The following is an 18,479-nucleotide window of genomic DNA, read 5'->3' on the forward strand; positions in this document are numbered from 1 at the left end:
GATTTAAGCCTGTTTTCCCGGATTCCGGACATGGATACCCGTGAATACAGGCAGAACATGGTAAAGGAATGGAAGTTCAGCCATATTTATCTCATTGATGATGCAGGAAACTGCCGGGATGAATACGGGCAGAAAAGCCGGCTCATATCCAGGGACAACTCCATTGCGCTTTTAAAGGACAAGACGGATGTCTCATTTTTAAGACGGGATGTAAATGGCAATGCCACACTGTTTTTTGCAATTCCGGTGGAGAAGAAGCAGGACAGCTCCGGAGCCATTTCCGCCATTGCCCTGGAATATAAGCTGGATACCATTCTGGACATCCTGACCATATCGGCCTTTGAAAAGAAAGGGGTATGCTATGTCATCGACCAGAACGGGAGCAGGCTGTTCAACACCCAGACTGACAAGGCCATTAAGGATTATAATCTTTTCAATTATCTGGAGTACGCATCAAGGGATGGTAAAAACAGCGCTGAAGCGATTCAGGCAGCCATGGACAGCGGTTTGAGCGGGGTAACCGTCTATACAAAGGACGGATACCAGGAATATATCAGCTACACGCCTCTGGAAAACGGAAAATGGACCCTGCTTCTCTTTGTGGGCGGGGATATCATCGGGGCAAACATGAACCATTTTTCCAGGAATGTATTTTCTACATGCGCGGTAATTGTGTTTCTACTTATCCTCATAAGCGGATTTATATTTTTCAGGCTTAATCAGATTGCAGACAGAAAAAGGGATGCCGACGTATATAACCGCGAGCGGATGCTAAACCTTCTGATTGACCGGGGAAATGAAGTATACATGATGTACAACAGAACAAAACGCTGCCTGGAGTATGTAAGCCCTAATCTTGAAAGCGTGATGGGCTGGAGCCGGCAGGAAGCAGAGCAGCTGTTTTCAGAGGGCGGGGACGGGGACGCGGATGATATTGCCGGGATTAAGGATGAATTAGCCAATTGGGACAGACAGGGGGATTTTGTAGGTTCCATACACAGACATCTGAACCGGAATACAGGGGACCTGCGCCGTATACGCCTTCAGGTCAATCCCGTGCACCTTGATTCGGAAGAAGTATGGATTGCCAATCTTTCCGATATGACCAAGGAGTGGGAGCAGCGTGAGGATTTAGAGCAGGCGCTTATCGCTGCCAACAGCGCTAATATTGCTAAAAGTAATTTCCTTTCCAATATGAGCCACGACATCCGTACGCCTATGAATGCCATCCTTGGAATGGCAGACATCGCAAAGCAGTATGCAGCGAACCCTGAAAAAGTAACAGGCTGTATGGAGAAGATTTCTTATTCCTCAAAGCACTTATTGTCGCTGATTGACGAGGTGCTTGACATGTCAAGGATTGAAAGCGGGAAAATGCTCCTGGATAATACGGCCTTCTCACTGTCCTGCATGCTGGAAGGCATCGTATCCATGTTCCAGGCGCCAATCAAAGAAAAAAAGCTAACATTCCACATGGAGAAAAACCATATTGAAAATGACTCCCTCATAGGGGACGAATTCCGCCTCAGCCGTATCCTGGTAAATATACTGTCCAACGCCATAAAATACACGCCCGAACAGGGAGAAATCTCATTTTCCATTGCTGAATCCCAGCCGGACAAAGAGGGATATGCCAGATACCGTTTTATCATAAAGGATACTGGCCGGGGGATGACGGAAGAATTTTTAAAAACCATCTTCCTGCCATTTACCAGGATGGAGGAAAAAGATGGTAACCATACCCAGGGAACCGGACTTGGCATGGCCATTGCAAAAAGCATGCTGGATTTGATGGGTGGAAGTATCCATGTTGAAAGCGCGCCGGGGAAAGGAAGCACCTTTACTGTTGATGTGGAACTGGAAATGGGGGATGCCGGGGAAAGCCAGGAAGAAAATAAGGAACCGGATACCATCCCGGGCAGACGTTTTGACTTTACCGGAAGAAGGATATTGATTGTTGAGGATAATGAAATTAACGCGGAGATTTTAAACGAGCTACTGCACATAGAAGGCGCCCTGACGGAAAGGGCAGGGAATGGGCAGGAAGCCGTGGATCTGTTCATGCAATCATCTCCTGGTTATTACGGCCTTATCCTGATGGATGTCCAGATGCCGGTCATGAATGGATATGAGGCTGCTTCCAGGATCCGCGGCCTGGACCGGCCGGACGCAGGGACAATCCCAATCATAGCCCTGACCGCCAATGCCTTTTCCGAGGACAGGAACAGGGCTTTAGCGGCCGGTATGGATGCCCATGTGGCAAAACCCATTGATATGGCAAGTCTCAGCAAAGTGCTGGGTGAAGTATTTTCCTCATGAGTAAGGAAGCACCCACTCGATGCTCCCAGCGGATTACTTAAATGTCCTTACAGACACCGCCCACCCTGTGGTTCAGACAGGGCGGGCATTTTATTTACTTATTTTCCATCACACCAATCCTATGCCTATTCCGTTCCATCCATATCAGCTGATTCCTTTCCACAGCTGTTTAATGAATACATGACTTCTCCATACGGCACTGTTATATCGATTGGCCCTGCAGCGTACGGCGCAATCGTGCTTTCATCAAAAGGCTGTGATGTCAGCTTTCAGCTGTCCGCCGCCGATATCACTTATTTTCAGTATTCCTTTGTCCGGAGTAATTGTATAATATGCATGGGTATTATAGTTGTATTCCGGAAAGCCGGTGGGAAGGAGACAGCAGTGTTCCCCGCATTCACACTATGTTCATATTTCATTCAAAAACCTTTTACACAATCAACATTATTTCTTCATGTTTTCCCTATATACTTTAACCATAGACAGTTAGAGATAGCTGCCACACAAAAACGCTTACAAGATTTTTTTCATAATACTCGAGCTGATAAGAAATTATCAGCTCTCCTCCCTTTTAATAATACTTTTTAAAAAACGTATCATCCCCAGGATGGTACGTTTTTTCATGGTATGCATATTCACTTCTGTCAGAAAAACAGGATTTTGCCCAGTCCCAGAAGGAACAGGATGACAACAAGCCCCACAACCAGCTTCATGGCTGCATCCTGGTCTGCAAGCCATCCCCACAGGCCCTCCTTCGCTTCTTCCTCAGACTCACTGCCGGATCCGTCTGTCTCATTCTTCTTATGATCATCCCCAGTCCCTTCCTCCGGCATATCCAAAAATACCACAGGGGCCTCCTGGTCCTTCTTCGTCTCCTCTTTGGCAGACTTAAGCGCTTCCCTGGCTGCTTTCCAGTTACTTTTATCCACATAATAATTTGTAAACGGAACGATTTCCACAATTCCTTCTTTAAACCTGTTGGTAGGCACGGTATTCTGGCCTTCCTCCACATAATACGGCACATTGGCGGCCTTTAACGCTTCTTCCAGGTATACGGTGTCAACATCATGTCCGTTGGACAGGAGCACCGGCTCCTTTACCATTGAGAAAGAGGCCTCAAAATCAGATGCAGCATCAATCAGCTGTTCCCCGCATTCCTCACATACAATCGCATCCTGCGGGAACCGTTTCCTGCATTTCGGACAAATCCTTCTTGTTTCCATAGCTGCTCCTTTCCGGGTTCCGGCCCTGGCGCCTCGCAACACTGCCTGAGATGCACCGGCAGGACCTCGGTCTGTCTTTTGTTTTGCTGTACGTCCATTATAGCTGTACTGTCCGGTAATTTCAAGGGAAGGTTTTCCCATATATCCGGCACCGGTTCATCCTCACGTCTTCCCTGCCCTGAATCCCTCAGGCAGGGTTACCTCCTTATATAAAAACAACAGGGCAGTCAGGTTTGGAAATGCCATAAGCCCGTTCCATATATCCGATAACATCCACACAACGTCCAGCCTGGCCTCGCTGCCAAGAAACACCGCCCCCAGGAACAGCAGCGGATAGACCCTGGCCGCAAACCATCTTCCCGCCTGTTCCCCCAGGCCGGTTCCCCTGATGAAATAGGCGGCTGCCTGCTTCCCCAGATAAAACCACGCCATGATGGTGGCAAATGCAAACACAACCATGGAACCGCTGACCAGATATTCCCCTGCAATCCCCAGCCGGCCGCTGAAACACCAGGCGGCAAGGGCAGCCCCCTCATAGGGCACCGCATCCAGGGCCGAATCCGTCATGCACAGGATGACCAGGGCCGTAAGGGTACACAGTATCACGGTGTCGAAGAATACTTCAAACATGGCCCACATCCCCTGCTCATGTGGCGTTGTGCCCTCAGCCGGACCGTGAAGCACGGCCAGGGTCCCAAGCCCCGCCTCATTGGAGAACACACCCCTGGAAATACCGTAACGGATGCTGCGGCTTACCACATAACCTGCTCCCCCTCCCGCGGCTGCCTCCGGACAAAAGGCGGATGACACCATGGATGCCAGGGCGCCGGGAATCCGGTCATAGCAGGAAAATATCACTATCAGCGAAAATACGATATAAATACCGGAGGCAGCGGGCATCAGCTTCTCAGCCACATTGCCAATCCGGTTTATGCCCCCGCAGATGACCAGCATCAGGATTCCTGTAAATACCAGTCCTCCTGTGAGGGCCGGTACCTTCCATGTATATTCCATGGTGCTGATGGCTGAGTTGGCCTGCACCATGCTTCCCATACCCAGGGAGCACATCAGGCACAGGAAACTGTAGAGGATTCCCATGCCTTTTATCCCAAGCCCCCGCTCCATATAGACAAATGGCCCGCACACATAATGTCCATCGCTGTCCTTGTACCGGTACCGGATGCCCAGCATGGTCTCGCTGTAGGCTGTTATCATCCCAATCAGGGCCGACACCCACATCCAGAACAGGGCGCCGGGACCGCCTGCGGTCAGGGCCGTGGCCACCCCTGCAATGTTGCCGGTCCCCACCGTTGCCGCCAGGGCCGTGCACACGGACTGGAACTGGCTGATGCCCTTTTTTTTGCCGGAATCAGTTCCATTTCCTTCTCCCGTCCCCTCCGATACCTTTCCTGACAGGATACGTCCTGCCGTGTTCCTCCACCAGTATGAAAATCCTCTTATCTGGAAAAAATGACATTTAAGGGTAAAAAATATGCCGACTCCCAGGAATATCACAAGGGTCCATGGCCCCCATACCATGCCATGGATCTGCTCCAGCCGTTCCATCATCTGCTGCCTACCGTCCAGCGTCTGTTCTTATTAAATGTCTTATTCCGGGAAGCGGCGCGCTATGACAATTCCAGGAATTTTCTTATGGATGTACCTCGCATTTTATAGTGGTTTATGATAAAATAATGAATAGGTATTATAAAAGAATGAATGAGAAAAGAGGTATGCCGATGCCAGGTTTTACAACCCATTACGTTCTAGGCATGAAAGCATACAATGATATGCCGCAGAACAATCTGAAGTTTATCATTGCCAAGTACCGGTGGCTTTATCAGCTGGGATTGCAGGGGCCGGATATGTTTTTCTATAACCTGCCTATCCTGCGCCACCGTGACCACCGCAATGTGGGTTCCCATATGCACGAACACCATGTGAATGATTTTTTCCGCTGCTGTTTCCTGCAGCTTGCCAGGATTGATTCACGGCAGCAGCGGGAAGAGGGACTGGCCTACATGTGCGGTTTTATATGCCACTATATCGGCGATTCCATATGCCACCCTTATGTCTATGGACGGATTGAGTATGATGTCCATCATCCGGGCGCTTACTACCACGGACTCCATGCCAAGCTGGAGAACGACATTGACGCCCTGCTGCTTCAGAAGTATAAGAGGAAGAAGCCGTCCCAGTTCAACCAGGCTGCAACCATCTGCCTGAACGGCATGGAGACACAGTTCATCTCCCGTTTCCTGTCCGACTGTATCAATGAGGCATTTTATCCCCTCAGCTATAAGAACCGCTACCAGGTCACCGCGCCCATGATCCACAGATCCATACTGGCCCTGCGCTTTGGCTGCCGTACCTTATCAGACCCCAACAGCAGGAAGAAGGACCGGATTGAGTTTTTTGAGTCCATTTTCCTTAAGAATCCGGTGGCTTCCAGCAAGCTGGTGACGGATGTGGTTGAGAATCCGGCCTGGAGCCTGAACCTGCATCATGAGACATGGTGCAATCCATGGGATAAACGGATTGCCTCCAAGGCGTCCTTCCCGGACCTTTTCAAACAGTCCCTGGGCAAGCTGAGCACCATCTTTTATATGATTAATTCCATGCTGGACACGGGACAGCCCCTCCGTACGGGCAGCCTGGAGATGCTTTTATCCGAACTGGGCAACTACTCCTATCACAGCGGACTGCCCTGCATTGATGAATGAAGCCAGTACAAAGACAGAATAAAACATACGGTTTCCCGCTCATATATCACGGGAAACCGTATGTTTTTATTTTGGCATTCTCTTATTCAATTACCTGGTCCCCATCCTTAATGCAATAGGATGTCTTAATCCCCAGACGTACCATCCAGTTCTTGGTTTCCTGGGTCAGCCACGGACCGGTGCCTGCACCGCTGCCTCCGTCGTTATCCCACAGCCACTGAGGGGTAGGCCACAGGGCAACACTGGGTTTCAGGGCCTTATAAACTTCAAAATCAACACCGTTCTGTCCATGGTGGGCCAGCTGCACAACATCGCACTTGAGGGCGCGCAGGTCGTGGTCCGCCATGAGCATCTCGCCTCCGGCCCTGGCAAGATCCCCCAGGAACACCACATTGGTTCCGTTAAGGCTTACCATGTATGCCACACTGCTGTTATTCACAAAGTCACTGGTGGCCTTATAAGCCTTGTTCAGTACCTGTATCTTGGCAGGACCTGCATCAATGACCTGACCGGACACGATGTCACCGTGAAGCGTGTCCTGGGGCACAAGGGCAAATGCCCCCTTGAGGTAAGCAACCATGTTGGCAACCTCTGCATCCTTTTCAGCATACCAGCTGTCCTCGTGGAAGGAATAGTAGATTCCGTCAATGGTTATCTCACCATTGTGCTTGTAAAGTATATCGGCAAGGGCTCCTGCATGGTCTGAATCAGGATGGGTGATAAGCCAGGCCTTAACATGGCCGCCCTTCTGTTTAATCTGGTTTAAAAGATACTCCGTGTTGTTGGTCCATCCGCCGTCCACAACAATCAGCCCGCCCTCTCCGTTTTCAATGATAACGGATAGAAGCTGTGCATTGGTGTCGTGGTTTGCCAGCATGGTAAGGCGCCCTTGGCCAAACAGTGAGGACGTGTCTGTCTTTGGTGTGGAAACCTCCCCAAACTGGGCCACCTGGGCCTTGGCCTGAATCACAGGCTGGCTGGCCGCCGCTGCCTGGCTGGAAACCGCAGTCTGGCCTGCGTTGGCCTGTCCGGCTGCCTGGCCGCCGTTAGCCTGTCCCGCCGTCTGGCCGCCGTTAGCCTGACCGCCGTTGGCCTGCCCCGCTGCCTGGCTGCCGCCAGACTGTCCTGCCTGGCCGTTGGTTGATTGGATCTGCTGGATTACAGGAGCCGTCTGGCCGGACTGAGCGGACTGGCCCTGGTCCTGGTCATCTTTTATGATAATCTTATCCGGTGCAGTAAGGGCCTGTCCCTGGGCCTTGAATGGCTGTGAATCCGTCATTGCAAAGCTGTCCATCCCTCCGCCTGCTGTCATGAACATCATCATGGCAAGCAGTCCTGCTGCCGCCTGTTTCCAGTATCTGTCAATTCGCATCCCCATAATCTCCTTACTAATTCTGGGCTGTCAGCGCCCGCTGTTCGCCTGCCTTCATGGTGTCGTTAACCAGATAAGTATCGGTCTTGCCTTCCTCATCATAGAAGAACACCTGAACGCACACATCATGCTCATCAAAATAGCTTCCGTAATAGGTCTTGTCCGCCTCTTCCTCATCCGGCGCTTCATAATAGAAGTTCTGGGTAGCGATGGAGGACCCCACTGCCTTGAGCACTGTCTCCGCATAGACAACGGCAACCTCGCCCGTGGTCTTATGGGTAACAGGAAGCAGCACGGTAAGCAGGCCGCTGCCCCCGTCGTATCTCACGTCCATGTCCAGTACATAATCGGCAAACTCACCGTAAGGGTCGAGGAAGCTGTCCCTTAAATCTTCCCTTACTTCGGGCCAGTCAATGCTGATATTCTTATCCACTTCCACATCCGGGACCCCATCCCCTGCAATGGTGCCTCCGGTTGGGGATACAATATTACTCTGGGTACATCCGCAGAGCAGAGCCACTAAAGCCGCTAATATCAATGATAATTTTCCAATTTTTTTCATGATATGATAAACCTCCTTTTGTCAACGGTACTATTATAACGAAGATCCATACAATTTAACAGTCCTTTTTTCTTACAAAATTATTGTTATTTTTCCAAATACTACTTGCTTTTTCCATGGACTGGTGATAATATGTTCAATATAATTTCTATTTTTGATTTTTTGAACATTTGAGGAGGACATCGAATGAAACCGGAACCAAACACACCCCAAGGCACCAGCTTGAAAAAACGTCTGGACTGGATAACCACCATCATACCTTTTATATGTATTGTCATATTATGCTTCCTGTTCATGGCATTTCCCCAAGGCTCCACGTCCATCCTGGAGTCGGTCCGTTTCTTCCTGGGCGACCAGCTGGGAAGCTATTATCTGATCATCGGTCTGGGGGCGCTTATCTGTTCCTTTTATATGGCATTTTCCAGATACGGCAAAATCAAACTTGGGAACCTGGAAAAGCCTCAGTACTCTGCCTTCCAGTGGGGCTCCATGATGTTCACCGCGGGACTGGCGGCCGATATCCTGTTCTACTCCCTCTGTGAATGGATGCTTTATGCCAATGAAAGCCATATCACGGACATGGGTGCCAGACAGGACTGGGCTTCGACCTATCCCCTGTTCCACTGGGGCCCCATTCCCTGGAGTTTCTATATCATCCTGGCAGTTTCCTTTGGGTTCATGATCCATGTGCGCAAGCGCAGCAAGCAGAAATACTCTGAAGCCTGCCGCCCTCTCCTTGGAAAAAAGGTAGACGGGATATGGGGGAAGCTTATCGACCTTACCGCTGTATTTGCACTGCTGGCAGGAACCGCCACCACATTCTCCCTTGCAACCCCGCTGCTTTCCATGGCCTTCAGCCGGGTGTTCGGCATCCGTGAAAGCAACCTGCTGACCATCGCCATCCTGGTTGTGATCTGCGTGGTATATACCATGGCCGTATACTTTGGTATGAAAGGCGTTGCAAAGCTGGCGGCTTCCTGTGTCTATCTGTTTTTTGCACTGCTGGCCTACTTCCTGTTCCTGGGCGGCGAGACACGCTACATCATCGAGACGGGCATCACTGCCATCGGCAACCTGACCCAGAATTTCATCGGCATGGCAACCTGGACCGATGCCATGCGCACCTCATCCTTTCCCCAGACATGGACGATTTTCTATTGGGCATACTGGATGGTATGGTGCGTGGCAACCCCGTTTTTCATCGGTACGATCAGCAAGGGCAGGACCATCCGCCAGACCGTGCTTGGAGGGTATTTCTTCGGTCTGGCAGGTACCTTCACCTCCTTCATCATACTGGGCAACTACGGGTTAGGCCTTCAGATGCACGGGAAGCTGGACTTAATGGCGCTGTATGAACAGACCGGAAGCCTTTATGAGGCAATCATCGCGGTGTTTGAGACAATGCCCCTGGCCCAGGCAGGGCTGGTGCTCCTGGCCGTTACCATGATTGCATTTTACGCCACCTCCTTTGACGCGCTGACCATGGTTGCCAGTTCCTATTCCTATAAGGCCCTGGGCGCGGATGAAGAGCCGGATAAGATTGTAAAGTTATTCTGGGCCGTCATGCTGATGCTGCTGCCCATAGCGCTTATCTTCTCGGAAAATTCCATGGCAAACCTGCAGACTGTCTCCATCATTGCTGCATTTCCCATTGGGTTCATCATTGTTCTTATTGTATGGAGTTTCTTTAAAGATGCCAGGCATTACCTGGACAATGAAAAACAGATTTAAGATTTTCTTCCATAAAAAAGCATCAAAAACGAGGGCCGCCCTTTCAGCCCTCGTTTAGTGTGTACACCGCATAGCTGTTATTCTCCTTATCCCTTACTGATCCTCCCAGAGGATACTCTGTATCCTGTCCTCGGCTTCCGTCTCGTCACTTCCCTTAAAGTAAAAAGTCAGAAATCCCGTCATCCTGAGATTCTTAACTTCATCATAACGCTTCACGTTCGCCGTGGTCTTATCACTTGTCACATAGATGTCGCAGTCAAATTGATTTGCTGTCTGAATTAAATAGGAGATGGGGATTGCCTTGAATACCTTCTCCTTACTGTCAACCTGTCTCGTTAACATAGAATCACCTCAATTCAAAAACAAAACCAACTACTTGTTACCACTCTCCCTCGAATAATTATACATGCCCCTATATTGAAAGAATAACATTTTTTTCCTTTAAATGCAAGGGACAATCTGGAAAACTTGTTTATTTTTTGTAAAATGTTAATAAAATTAAGTTAAAAAATATCCTGATTTTACGTCATATTGTCAAAAGACAAAATAAATGGTAAAATCAGGAAATTTTTGTAACCAAACACTTATGGAGTGTTAAGATGCACTTACATCCAGGCCTTTCACTGCCCAGGTATAATTCTGCATTGCCTGCTGCAGGTTCAGGTCAGCGGACCTGTAGGCTGCCCTGGCCTGGAGGTATGCCAGTTCCTGCTGCATATATCCAATCTGGCTTAAGCTGCCTGTCCTGTACTGGATCTGGGCTGCCTGCCATGTATTCTGGGCCGCCTGCCACGCGGTTGTGGCGGAATCATATTCCACTTTCTTTTCCAGGATGGTGTCGTAAAGGGTCTGGATATTGGAGCGTACCAGGTCTTCGCTGTAGGCGACGTTGCGTACCTTGTTCTTGGTCTGGGTGGTGTTCTTTGATATGATCTGCTCAATCTGGTCCATGCCGCCGCCCTTGGCGCCCCTCATGGATATAAGGCTGTAGTTGTTATTGACCGCCTTTTCCTTATCCGCATTCACGTCAATGGCCGCAATGGCCGCCACATCAGAGGTTGGGACTGCCCCGATGACCGGATTGCCGTCCGACCCCCAGCCGGTAAAGGTGCACAAGGTCTTTTTAATGCTTTCAGCCTGTGTATCCAGCGCAGCCAGCTGGGACCTTGCCGAGGTCAGGCCGGAGGCGGCGCTGATTACATCCGCGTCAATGGCCAGGCCCTGGGCCTGCATGGTCTGCTGTATGTTCCTGGCTGTTTCTGCAATCTCCACGCCCTTGGATGCCACGTCCCGGTTCAGCATAATCTGTTCATAACCGTTCATGGCCTGCTGGAGGCTGTAGACGATTTTGTTTACACCGCGCTGGATCTGCTTCAGGTTCTTGTTGTCCTCCCTTGTCCCCAGCTGTATATTACGTCCCATGCTTTGGGCCACTGTACGGTAGCCTTTGGCGGTTGCCTTGGCCTTCATCAGATCCGCCATGCCATTAGCTGCTGAAACCGCTCCTGAATTTATGGCATCCTCCAGGTCATCTGCCGCCTCATCCATCTCTCTTGCAGCTTCAAACATGGAGTTCACGATACCTGCCTGTTCATCCTCATACGTATCATAATAGGTGTCATATGTATTCTTTATGGGCGGATAAAAATTCTTAACCAGATCCTCAAGCTCATCATAATCCATCTCATTATCATAAAGCCTCTGATACGCCTCTGTGAATTCCTGGTCCGGGGCTGCCTGTGGAAGCGCCAGGGATGTCACGGCGCCGGATGCCGATATGACCAGGGCCAGGGACGTTGCAGCCAGGCTCTTTTTGTGTCTGTTCTTCATAATCATTACCCTTTCTAAGCAACTGTCTTACCTTGGCTTTAGCTGAATGTCAGTCCCTTTTTTATCCAGTCATACTTTTCCATGGCAAGGGTGAGCTGCATTTTACCGGTTTCCACGCTGTTTTTGGCTGTTGTGTAACTGGTCTGCTGCTGAATCAGTTCCAGCGCGCTTATATTGCCTGTCGCGGCTTTGGCCGAAGCAGCATTCATGTTCACAGTCTCCAGCTGAAGCTTTATATTGGCGGCGTCCAGGGCATCCTTTGCATCCAGGACCGCATTGTACTGGGTCTTCAGGCTGCTGTATACCTGGTTGCGCTTATCTTCCAGGTCCGCCTTGGTGGCATCCGCCTGCTCATTGGTCTTCAGGTTCTTAAGTTTATGTTCATCGGATTTGATTCCATAGTTATTCGCAATGGCCTGCTCCCTGTCAGCATCCGGGTTCATTGCCCCAATCCTTGCCAGGTCCGGCTCAGGAATATCCCGTATCTCAGGCTGGGAATCCGCACTCCAGCCCAGCATAAGCAGAAGGGAACGGTATACATTGTCCGTTGATTTCTGTGTGGACAGGATGTTGGCGTCTATGTCCTGAACACTCTTGAGGGAGGTCAGCACATCGGTCTGCGTGGCCAGGCCCGCTGCCTGACGGGCAACCGTGGCTTCATAGGAAGCCTGGGCCAGGGCGCGGCTGGCGTTAAGGTTCTCCATGGTGTAGGCGGACTGTTTGTAGGTGGTCATCAGTTGCTGGGCCTGGAATACCAGGTTAGCCTCTGTCTGGTCATATGAAATCTTGTACATTTCCGCGTCCATGAAGTTCTTGTCTGCTGTCTGCGCAAGGGTATTGCCTGCAAAATCCAGGTTGGCTGCGGTCATCCTCCCTATATAGCTGTCCGTGTCGGTGGAACCTGCGTCATCCCACAGATCCATGGCGTCACTCAGAAGCTTGTCATTGATTTCCGTCAGATCCTGATTCTTCTTATCACTGAGCGTGGAGCGGTTACTGCGCACAGTGGGGTTGTATTCATGGATTAAATCGGCCAGTTCCCCGTACTCCATCACATTGTCCCTGAGGGACGCCCATTTATCGGCGGAATATGCAAATTCCGGGCTGATATCCTTGCTGATATCCGGCGCCGGCGGCTCTGCAACTGAAAAGTTCTCATCGGGTTTGCTTGCCAGGGTGGCGAAGGCGGTCATGGGCGTGGTTCCGGCAATTGCCGATGCTGCCAGAATGACTGCTGCCCGGTATCCATATTTCCTGTCTCTGATATTCCTCATATTGATTCTCCTCTTTTTTCTGTATGCCCTTTCATATCTTCCTGACATGTGCCTGGGCAGACCCCGTTTTCCAGAATCTGCATTTCCTTCCTGGCCACATCCAGAAGCTGGTCCTTGCCTGCAACATTTTTATAATACATGGTTATGGCCCTGATGACGATGAGCATGAGCATATCCACCAGATATGCCAGCATTTCCTTCTCAATGGGATAACGCTCCCCATCAATCGCCTCATGCACCTTTTCCACAAACTCCATGTACGTGCTGTCCTGGAACAGGAATCCTTTTATGCCAAACAGGTGGGTCTGGTTCACCAGGCTCATATCTGACAGCATGTTCCTGTACATCCTGTACCCCAGGCCATCCTCTCCCTGTTCCATCACGATTCCCAGCAGCCCCATGGCCGCTTCAAACGGATTGCCCCGCTCTGCCCTCAGGAATTCAAATATCCTCCTCTGGCAGTTATCCCTGAACCCGCGCAGCATATACCGCATCAGGTCATCCTTATCCTCAAAATATGTATAGAAGCTTCCCCGTGAAATGTCAGCTTCCTTGATAATCTGGTTAATGGATGCAGATGAATAGGGAACCCTGGAAAACTCATGGACAGCGGCCTCCAGTATGACCTGCTTCTTTTCTTCCTTTAACTTCAAAAAACGTTGTGTCGGCATAGAACCAGCCTCCTTGCTATCATTCGTATCCTCATATTCCCTAAAATGACATAATGTCATTGTGACATATTGTCACGAAGCCAATTATAAACACTTATGGCATGGATTGTCAAGAAAGGAAGCATTAAATTTCCATTAAAAATCACTCCGGCGCCGGGGAACTATTGTTTGGAAGGTAAAAACAGGTAAAAAAAATCCGGGGAACCCCCTACGGGCGTTCCTCGAAATTCTCAGTTCTGTCAACAATATAGATTGGCCTGTCTTTCAATTCAGTGAACAGGATGGCAATATATTCACCGATGATTCCTATAATAATGAACATCATTGCAAACATGAAGCAGAGCAGGACCACGATGGTGGCGTAGCCGCTGGGAGCACCCCTGCGGGTCAGGAGTGTGTAGACCATTACCGCAAAGCCCAGGAGGGCGGAAAAGATGCCTGCATAGATTCCCAGCTTCAGGGGCATATTGGAAAAACACAGGATGGTGTTGATGGAGAATACAAACAGCTTCTTGATGCTGTATTTGCTTTCACCTGCAACCCTGGCCCTGGCCTCATATTCAATGGTGGTCTTCTTAAAGCCCACATTCTGTACATAGCCCCTCAGGAAACGGACCTTTTCACGGTAGCTGTCCTTAAGGACCTGGGCCACATGACGGCTGATAGCAAAAAAGTCTGAGGCGTTGGACTCAAAATGCACGTCTGAAATATGGTTAATCAACCAGTAAAAACCGGAAGAGGTTATGTTCTTAATAACCCCGGCCGTCTTATTCCTGGTGCGGACCATGTTGATGACCTCATAGCCTTCCTTGAACCGCTCCAGGATGACCGGGATACATTCCGGCGGATGCTGGAGGTCTGCGTCCATGCAGATGATCCCGTCCCCGCTGCTGTAATCCAGCCCCGCAATCATGGCCGCCTCATGGCCAAAGTTCCGGGAAAAGCTGACCACCTTGACCGCGCTGTCAGAAGCAGACAGACGGTCAAGTATGGCAAGGCTCTGATCCGAGCTTCCATCATTGACAAATATAAGCTCATAGGCCCAGTCAATGCCCTTTAATATCCCGGTGGTTTCTTTGTAAAATTCTTCCAGCGCTTTTTCTTCGTTGTAGACTGATACCACAACTGATAACAATCTGTCCATGAACTATGTCTTAAGTCCTTTCTTTAGTCATATACCTCAATCTCAAGGCTGGAATGGGAGGGAACCCGCTGTTCCTCTGGCGGAAGCTTCATATATTCCCCGTACACCAGGGTAAGGACCTGGTGCCAGCCTTTTGGTATCATAAGCCGGGTGTCCTCAAAATCAATATCCTCCACCTCATCGCACCAGTCCTTATCCAGTGTGACATACAGGAAATCCGGCTGGTAATTGCTGTAATAGCGCAGGCGTCCCTTGCTGTTCCTGTCTTTAAGGGCCAGGGCCTTCTGCATGGCAAATATGGCCTTCATGGGGATGACACGTCCCACCATGGCAAGGCCGCCCACGAAGATTTTGTTCATCAGGCTGTATTTGCTGAAATCCAGCTTATCCCGGTGGGCCATGGCCATGCCGTAAACAGCCATGTGCAGGAACTTCGTAACAGCCGCGCCCGCCCTGCCGGCCGGAAGCCTGTCAATGACAAACAGATCCACCCACAGGTGGTTCAGCTTGCCTTCATAGAAAGCCATCTGCGGGCTGTCCTCATGGCACCGGCTGTTCTTATAGATGATGCGGGCCGTAAAGTCATAGAATCCCTTCCCGCCCCTGAAGCTGTTTGGTTCCAGCAGTTCCAGCCCCTCAGGCAGCTCCCTCCTCACCACCTTCATGAAGGCCTCATACTGGTTCCTGGTAAATGCCACATCCGCGTCATCATCCCAGGGAATGAATCCATTGTGGCGCACGGCCCCAATCAGCGTGCCTGCGTCCAGCATATATTTTATATTGTATTTGCGGCATATCCTGTCAATCTCCTTGAGGATCTTAAGGTTAGCCCCATGAACCTTTCCCATGTCATAAGATGGTTTCATTCCACTGCACTCCTTCAGGGCCTTGGGCCCTTTCATCCATTGTTATTGAGGCGCTGCCGGTCAGGACCTTATGCCTCCACTGCCTGGCGGATTGTCTTAGCCATATAATCAATCATATCATCTGTCATGCCAGGATACACGCCTACCCAGAAGGTATCCGACATGATCCGGTCCGTGTTTGAAAGGCTGCCAACAACCCGGTATCCCTCTCCCCTGCTTCTCATCTCATCAAAACAGGGGTGTCTGGTCAGGTTCCCGGCAAAGAGCATCCTGGTCTGTACGCCCTTGCCTTCCACATACCGCACCACCTGGTTCCTGTCCACACCTTCCCTGCAGGTAATAAGGAAACCGAACCAGCTGGGAGTGGAGTGTTCCGCGGGTTCAGGAAGGATCAGCCTGTCCTCCAGCCCTGCCAGTCCCGCCTTTAAACGGGCAAAATTCTGGCGGCGGCGTTCCACGAAGGACGGGAATTTGTCCAGCTGGGCGCAGCCCACGGCTGCCTGCATATCTGTCGCTTTCAGATTATATCCGAGATGGGAATACACATACTTATGGTCATACCCCAGGGGCAGTTGGCCGAACTGCCTGTCAAACCTGTGTCCGCACATGTTATCGCGTCCGGAGGGGCATACGCAGTCCCGTCCCCAGTCCCGGAAGGAGCGGATGATCTTATTCAGCAGCGGATTATCCGTGTACACGGCGCCGCCTTCCCCCATGGTCATATGGTGGGGCGGGTAAAAGCTGGAGGTGCCGATATCGCCGATGGTCCCGGTAAATCTTTCAACTTCCTTCCCATCCTCTTCCATGGTATACCTAGTTCCCAGGGCGTCACAGTTATCCTCCACCAGCCACAGATCATGGCGTTCACAGAATGCCTTCACAGCCCTCAAATCAAAGGGGTTGCCAAGTGTGTGCGCAATCATCACTGCCTTTGTCTTATCAGACAGCGCCTCCTCCAGCTTTGTCACGTCAATATTATACTGGGGAATGGTCACATCCACGAACACCGGCACGGCGCCATACTGGATTGCAGGCGCGACCGTGGTTGGGAACCCGCATGCAACCGTAATGATTTCATCTCCCCGTTTCACACGGCGCTCCCCTAAAAGAGGGGAGGTAAGTGCCATGAAGGCCACCAGGTTTGCCGAAGAACCGGAATTCACAAGGGAACAGAACCTGACGCCCAGATATTCCCCAAGCTTTTTCTCAAACTCATCCGTAAACCTGCCAGAAGTAAGCCAGAACTCCAGGGCGCTGTCCACCAGGTTCACCATCTCGTGGTGGTCATAGACACGTGAAGCATACGGTATCCTGTCCCCCTCCTTAAATGGTCCCTTCTTATTATGGAAGGTATCACAGTACTCCTCCACCAGACCCAGGATCTGCTCCCGGGCTTCATTTTCCGTCATATTATCAAATTTCATATCATCATCTCCTGTCTCAAAATCCCAGCGCCGTAGGGCGTGTTTGAAAATTGCTTTCCGTCGGCTGTGCGTCCCACTTTGTGGGAGATTTGGTCCCGATGACGGAGGCGTAGCGGGCTACGCTGACTGAATCGGGGCCAAATATACCGCGAAGTGGGGCGTGCAGACGGCGGGAATGAATTTTCAAACAGGCTCTAGGGCGCCGCCTACTCAAAAAACTCCATGATCTGCCTGTCCATCACATCCAGCATTTCCTGTCCATCCAGATAGGCCTTGGACCATTCCACTGTTTTTTCAACAGCCTGTTCCACACCGTACCTTGGACGCCATCCAAACACACGCTTAATCTTAGAACAGTCCAGCTTCAGGAAATTAGCCTCATGGGGGCCTCCATCGTACCGGTCCACCCATGTCATCCCGCCGCCCCATGCGCGGCAGAAGATATCCACCAGATTCCCGGTGGTCACGCAGTCCCTGTCATCCGGTCCCACATTATAGTATCCCTGGAATTTCCTATCCTCATACTGTCTCATGGCAATGGTCAGATAAACCGCCAACGGTTCCAGCACCAGCTGATAAGGCCTGGTGGAATGCGGATTCCTTACAATTATATCTTTGCCGGAAGCAGCCGCCCTTACACAGTCCGGAATGATCCTGTCATTGGCAAAATCCCCGCCGCCGATTACATTACCCGCCCGGGAGGTGGACACAGCACACCGCCCGTCCGCCAGGAACGACTTCTGATAGCTATGGGTCACCAGCTCCGAGCAGGACTTACTATTAGAATACGGATCATACCCATCCAGTGGATCGCATTCCCTATAGCCATACTCCCATTCCCTGTTCTCATACACCTTATCCGTGGTCACATTCAAAAAAGAACGCACGCTTTCCGTGAGCCGCACACACTCCAGCACATTCACGGTCCCCATCACATTGGTCTCATACGTATACACCGGCTCCTTATAAGAGTCCCTGACAATCGGCTGTGCCGCCAGATGGAACACAACCTCTGGCCTGACCCGGTCAAACACCTCCCGCAGATGCTTAAGGTCCCGTATATCCCCAATCACGCTGTCCATACAATCCTCCAGCCCCGCAATCTCAAACAGATTCGGATCCGTCGGCGGCTCCAGCGCATACCCCGTCACCTGTGCCCCGGCCAGCCCCAGCATCCTGCAAAGCCAAGCCCCCTTAAACCCAGTATGTCCGGTAACCAGCACACGCTTACCTTTATAAAAATCTCCCAATTCCTTAATGGTCATAAAAAACACCTCACTCACTCAATCCATCAATCATTCCGCAACTTTTTTTCCTCCCTGGCGTTCGCCAAAGCGTAG

The 18,479-nt window shown here is 50.7% G+C and carries 15 protein-coding genes and 2 pseudogenes; 4 read left to right on the plus strand and 13 right to left on the minus strand.

Annotation, left to right across the window (positions count from 1 at the left end; translation table 11 throughout):
- Nucleotides 1–30: 30 nt before the first annotated feature.
- The gene (locus tag LK536_RS45700) at nucleotides 31–2,319 is read left to right on the plus strand and encodes an ATP-binding protein (RefSeq protein ID WP_227795828.1); all 2,289 of its coding nucleotides are present in this window, start codon (nucleotides 31–33) and stop codon (nucleotides 2,317–2,319) included.
- Between the two features lie 644 nt (nucleotides 2,320–2,963).
- Here LK536_RS45700 and LK536_RS45705 read toward each other — a convergent pair.
- Entirely contained in the window at nucleotides 2,964–3,542 is a 579-nt protein-coding gene (locus LK536_RS45705; protein WP_227795829.1) for a zinc ribbon domain-containing protein, read from the minus strand.
- A 162-nt stretch (nucleotides 3,543–3,704) separates the two neighbouring features.
- A complete protein-coding gene (locus LK536_RS45710) occupies nucleotides 3,705–5,111 on the minus strand; it encodes an alanine/glycine:cation symporter family protein (RefSeq protein WP_120055174.1) in 1,407 nt (468 codons plus the stop codon).
- Between the two features lie 170 nt (nucleotides 5,112–5,281).
- Here LK536_RS45710 and LK536_RS45715 point away from each other — a divergent pair, with 170 nt between their 5' ends.
- On the plus strand, nucleotides 5,282–6,265 hold the full coding sequence (locus LK536_RS45715) for a zinc dependent phospholipase C family protein (protein ID WP_025485513.1): 984 nt from the start codon (nucleotides 5,282–5,284) through the stop codon (nucleotides 6,263–6,265).
- Between the two features lie 82 nt (nucleotides 6,266–6,347).
- Here LK536_RS45715 and LK536_RS45720 read toward each other — a convergent pair whose 3' ends face one another.
- Nucleotides 6,348–7,637: a ComEC/Rec2 family competence protein gene (locus LK536_RS45720; RefSeq protein ID WP_227795830.1), complete on the minus strand. Its 1,290-nt coding sequence runs from the start codon at nucleotides 7,635–7,637 to the stop codon at nucleotides 6,348–6,350.
- A gap of 16 nt (nucleotides 7,638–7,653) precedes the next feature.
- On the minus strand, nucleotides 7,654–8,199 hold the full coding sequence (locus LK536_RS45725; protein WP_025485511.1) for a hypothetical protein: 546 nt from the start codon (nucleotides 8,197–8,199) through the stop codon (nucleotides 7,654–7,656).
- A gap of 186 nt (nucleotides 8,200–8,385) precedes the next feature.
- On the opposite strand from LK536_RS45725, the gene LK536_RS45730 reads away from it, so the two are divergent.
- A complete protein-coding gene (locus tag LK536_RS45730; protein WP_008719888.1) occupies nucleotides 8,386–9,930 on the plus strand; it encodes a BCCT family transporter in 1,545 nt (514 codons plus the stop codon).
- 93 nt (nucleotides 9,931–10,023) lie between these two features.
- Here the strand turns inward: LK536_RS45730 and LK536_RS45735 are convergent, their stop codons facing one another.
- The 8 genes and pseudogenes from LK536_RS45735 to LK536_RS45770 form a co-directional block, all read right to left on the minus strand.
- Nucleotides 10,024–10,272 carry an HPr family phosphocarrier protein gene (locus LK536_RS45735; RefSeq protein WP_008719889.1) on the minus strand — a complete coding sequence of 83 codons (249 nt, stop codon included), beginning with the start codon at nucleotides 10,270–10,272 and terminating at the stop codon, nucleotides 10,024–10,026.
- Nucleotides 10,273–10,524: 252 nt separating this feature from the next.
- Nucleotides 10,525–11,760, minus strand: a complete 1,236-nt coding sequence (locus LK536_RS45740) for a TolC family protein (protein ID WP_227795831.1) — start codon at nucleotides 11,758–11,760, stop codon at nucleotides 10,525–10,527.
- A gap of 38 nt (nucleotides 11,761–11,798) precedes the next feature.
- Entirely contained in the window at nucleotides 11,799–13,034 is a 1,236-nt protein-coding gene (locus LK536_RS45745; protein WP_227795832.1) for a TolC family protein, read from the minus strand.
- A complete protein-coding gene (locus LK536_RS45750) occupies nucleotides 13,031–13,705 on the minus strand; it encodes a TetR/AcrR family transcriptional regulator (RefSeq protein WP_008719893.1) in 675 nt (224 codons plus the stop codon). Before LK536_RS45750 ends, LK536_RS45745 begins: the two co-directional genes overlap by 4 nt.
- A 208-nt stretch (nucleotides 13,706–13,913) precedes the next feature.
- Entirely contained in the window at nucleotides 13,914–14,849 is a 936-nt protein-coding gene (locus LK536_RS45755; protein WP_008719894.1) for a glycosyltransferase family 2 protein, read from the minus strand.
- 23 nt (nucleotides 14,850–14,872) lie between these two features.
- A complete protein-coding gene (locus LK536_RS45760) occupies nucleotides 14,873–15,715 on the minus strand; it encodes a LicD family protein (protein ID WP_227795833.1) in 843 nt (280 codons plus the stop codon).
- A 68-nt stretch (nucleotides 15,716–15,783) separates the two neighbouring features.
- A complete protein-coding gene (gene rfbH / locus LK536_RS45765; RefSeq protein ID WP_474912677.1) occupies nucleotides 15,784–17,124 on the minus strand; it encodes a lipopolysaccharide biosynthesis protein RfbH in 1,341 nt (446 codons plus the stop codon).
- A gap of 31 nt (nucleotides 17,125–17,155) precedes the next feature.
- Nucleotides 17,156–17,266: pseudogene (locus LK536_RS45770) on the minus strand (DUF6783 domain-containing protein); the annotation flags it as partial.
- Between LK536_RS45770 and LK536_RS45775 the strand changes: the two are divergent.
- Nucleotides 17,243–17,365 (plus strand): annotated as a pseudogene (locus LK536_RS45775) (DUF6783 domain-containing protein); the annotation flags it as partial. The pseudogenes LK536_RS45770 and LK536_RS45775 overlap by 24 nt on opposite strands.
- On the opposite strand, the gene rfbG reads toward LK536_RS45775, so the two are convergent.
- Complete coding sequence (gene rfbG / locus LK536_RS45780) at nucleotides 17,346–18,404, minus strand: CDP-glucose 4,6-dehydratase (protein ID WP_227795834.1); 1,059 nt, start codon at nucleotides 18,402–18,404, stop codon at nucleotides 17,346–17,348. The pseudogene LK536_RS45775 and the gene rfbG sit on opposite strands and share 20 nt — an antisense overlap.
- Nucleotides 18,405–18,479: the final 75 nt, after the last annotated feature.

This window comes from Clostridium pacaense (assembly GCF_020709765.2).
GTDB classification, from domain to species: Bacteria; Bacillota; Clostridia; order Lachnospirales; family Lachnospiraceae; genus Enterocloster; species Enterocloster hominis.

Excerpts from the sequence above, each read along its gene's own strand:
- LK536_RS45700 (WP_227795828.1), top strand. The coding sequence starts at position 31 with ATGGATACCCGTGAATACAGGCAGAACATGGTAAAGGAATGGAAGTTC.
- LK536_RS45705 (WP_227795829.1), bottom strand. The coding sequence starts at position 3,542 with ATGGAAACAAGAAGGATTTGTCCGAAATGCAGGAAACGGTTCCCGCAG.
- LK536_RS45710 (WP_120055174.1), bottom strand. The coding sequence starts at position 5,111 with ATGATGGAACGGCTGGAGCAGATCCATGGCATGGTATGGGGGCCATGG.
- LK536_RS45715 (WP_025485513.1), top strand. The coding sequence starts at position 5,282 with ATGCCAGGTTTTACAACCCATTACGTTCTAGGCATGAAAGCATACAAT.
- LK536_RS45720 (WP_227795830.1), bottom strand. The coding sequence starts at position 7,637 with ATGCGAATTGACAGATACTGGAAACAGGCGGCAGCAGGACTGCTTGCC.
- LK536_RS45725 (WP_025485511.1), bottom strand. The coding sequence starts at position 8,199 with ATGAAAAAAATTGGAAAATTATCATTGATATTAGCGGCTTTAGTGGCT.
- LK536_RS45730 (WP_008719888.1), top strand. The coding sequence starts at position 8,386 with ATGAAACCGGAACCAAACACACCCCAAGGCACCAGCTTGAAAAAACGT.
- LK536_RS45735 (WP_008719889.1), bottom strand. The coding sequence starts at position 10,272 with ATGTTAACGAGACAGGTTGACAGTAAGGAGAAGGTATTCAAGGCAATC.
- LK536_RS45740 (WP_227795831.1), bottom strand. The coding sequence starts at position 11,760 with ATGAAGAACAGACACAAAAAGAGCCTGGCTGCAACGTCCCTGGCCCTG.
- LK536_RS45745 (WP_227795832.1), bottom strand. The coding sequence starts at position 13,034 with ATGAGGAATATCAGAGACAGGAAATATGGATACCGGGCAGCAGTCATT.
- LK536_RS45750 (WP_008719893.1), bottom strand. The coding sequence starts at position 13,705 with ATGCCGACACAACGTTTTTTGAAGTTAAAGGAAGAAAAGAAGCAGGTC.
- LK536_RS45755 (WP_008719894.1), bottom strand. The coding sequence starts at position 14,849 with ATGGACAGATTGTTATCAGTTGTGGTATCAGTCTACAACGAAGAAAAA.
- LK536_RS45760 (WP_227795833.1), bottom strand. The coding sequence starts at position 15,715 with ATGAAACCATCTTATGACATGGGAAAGGTTCATGGGGCTAACCTTAAG.
- rfbH (WP_474912677.1), bottom strand. The coding sequence starts at position 17,124 with ATGACGGAAAATGAAGCCCGGGAGCAGATCCTGGGTCTGGTGGAGGAG.
- rfbG (WP_227795834.1), bottom strand. The coding sequence starts at position 18,404 with ATGACCATTAAGGAATTGGGAGATTTTTATAAAGGTAAGCGTGTGCTG.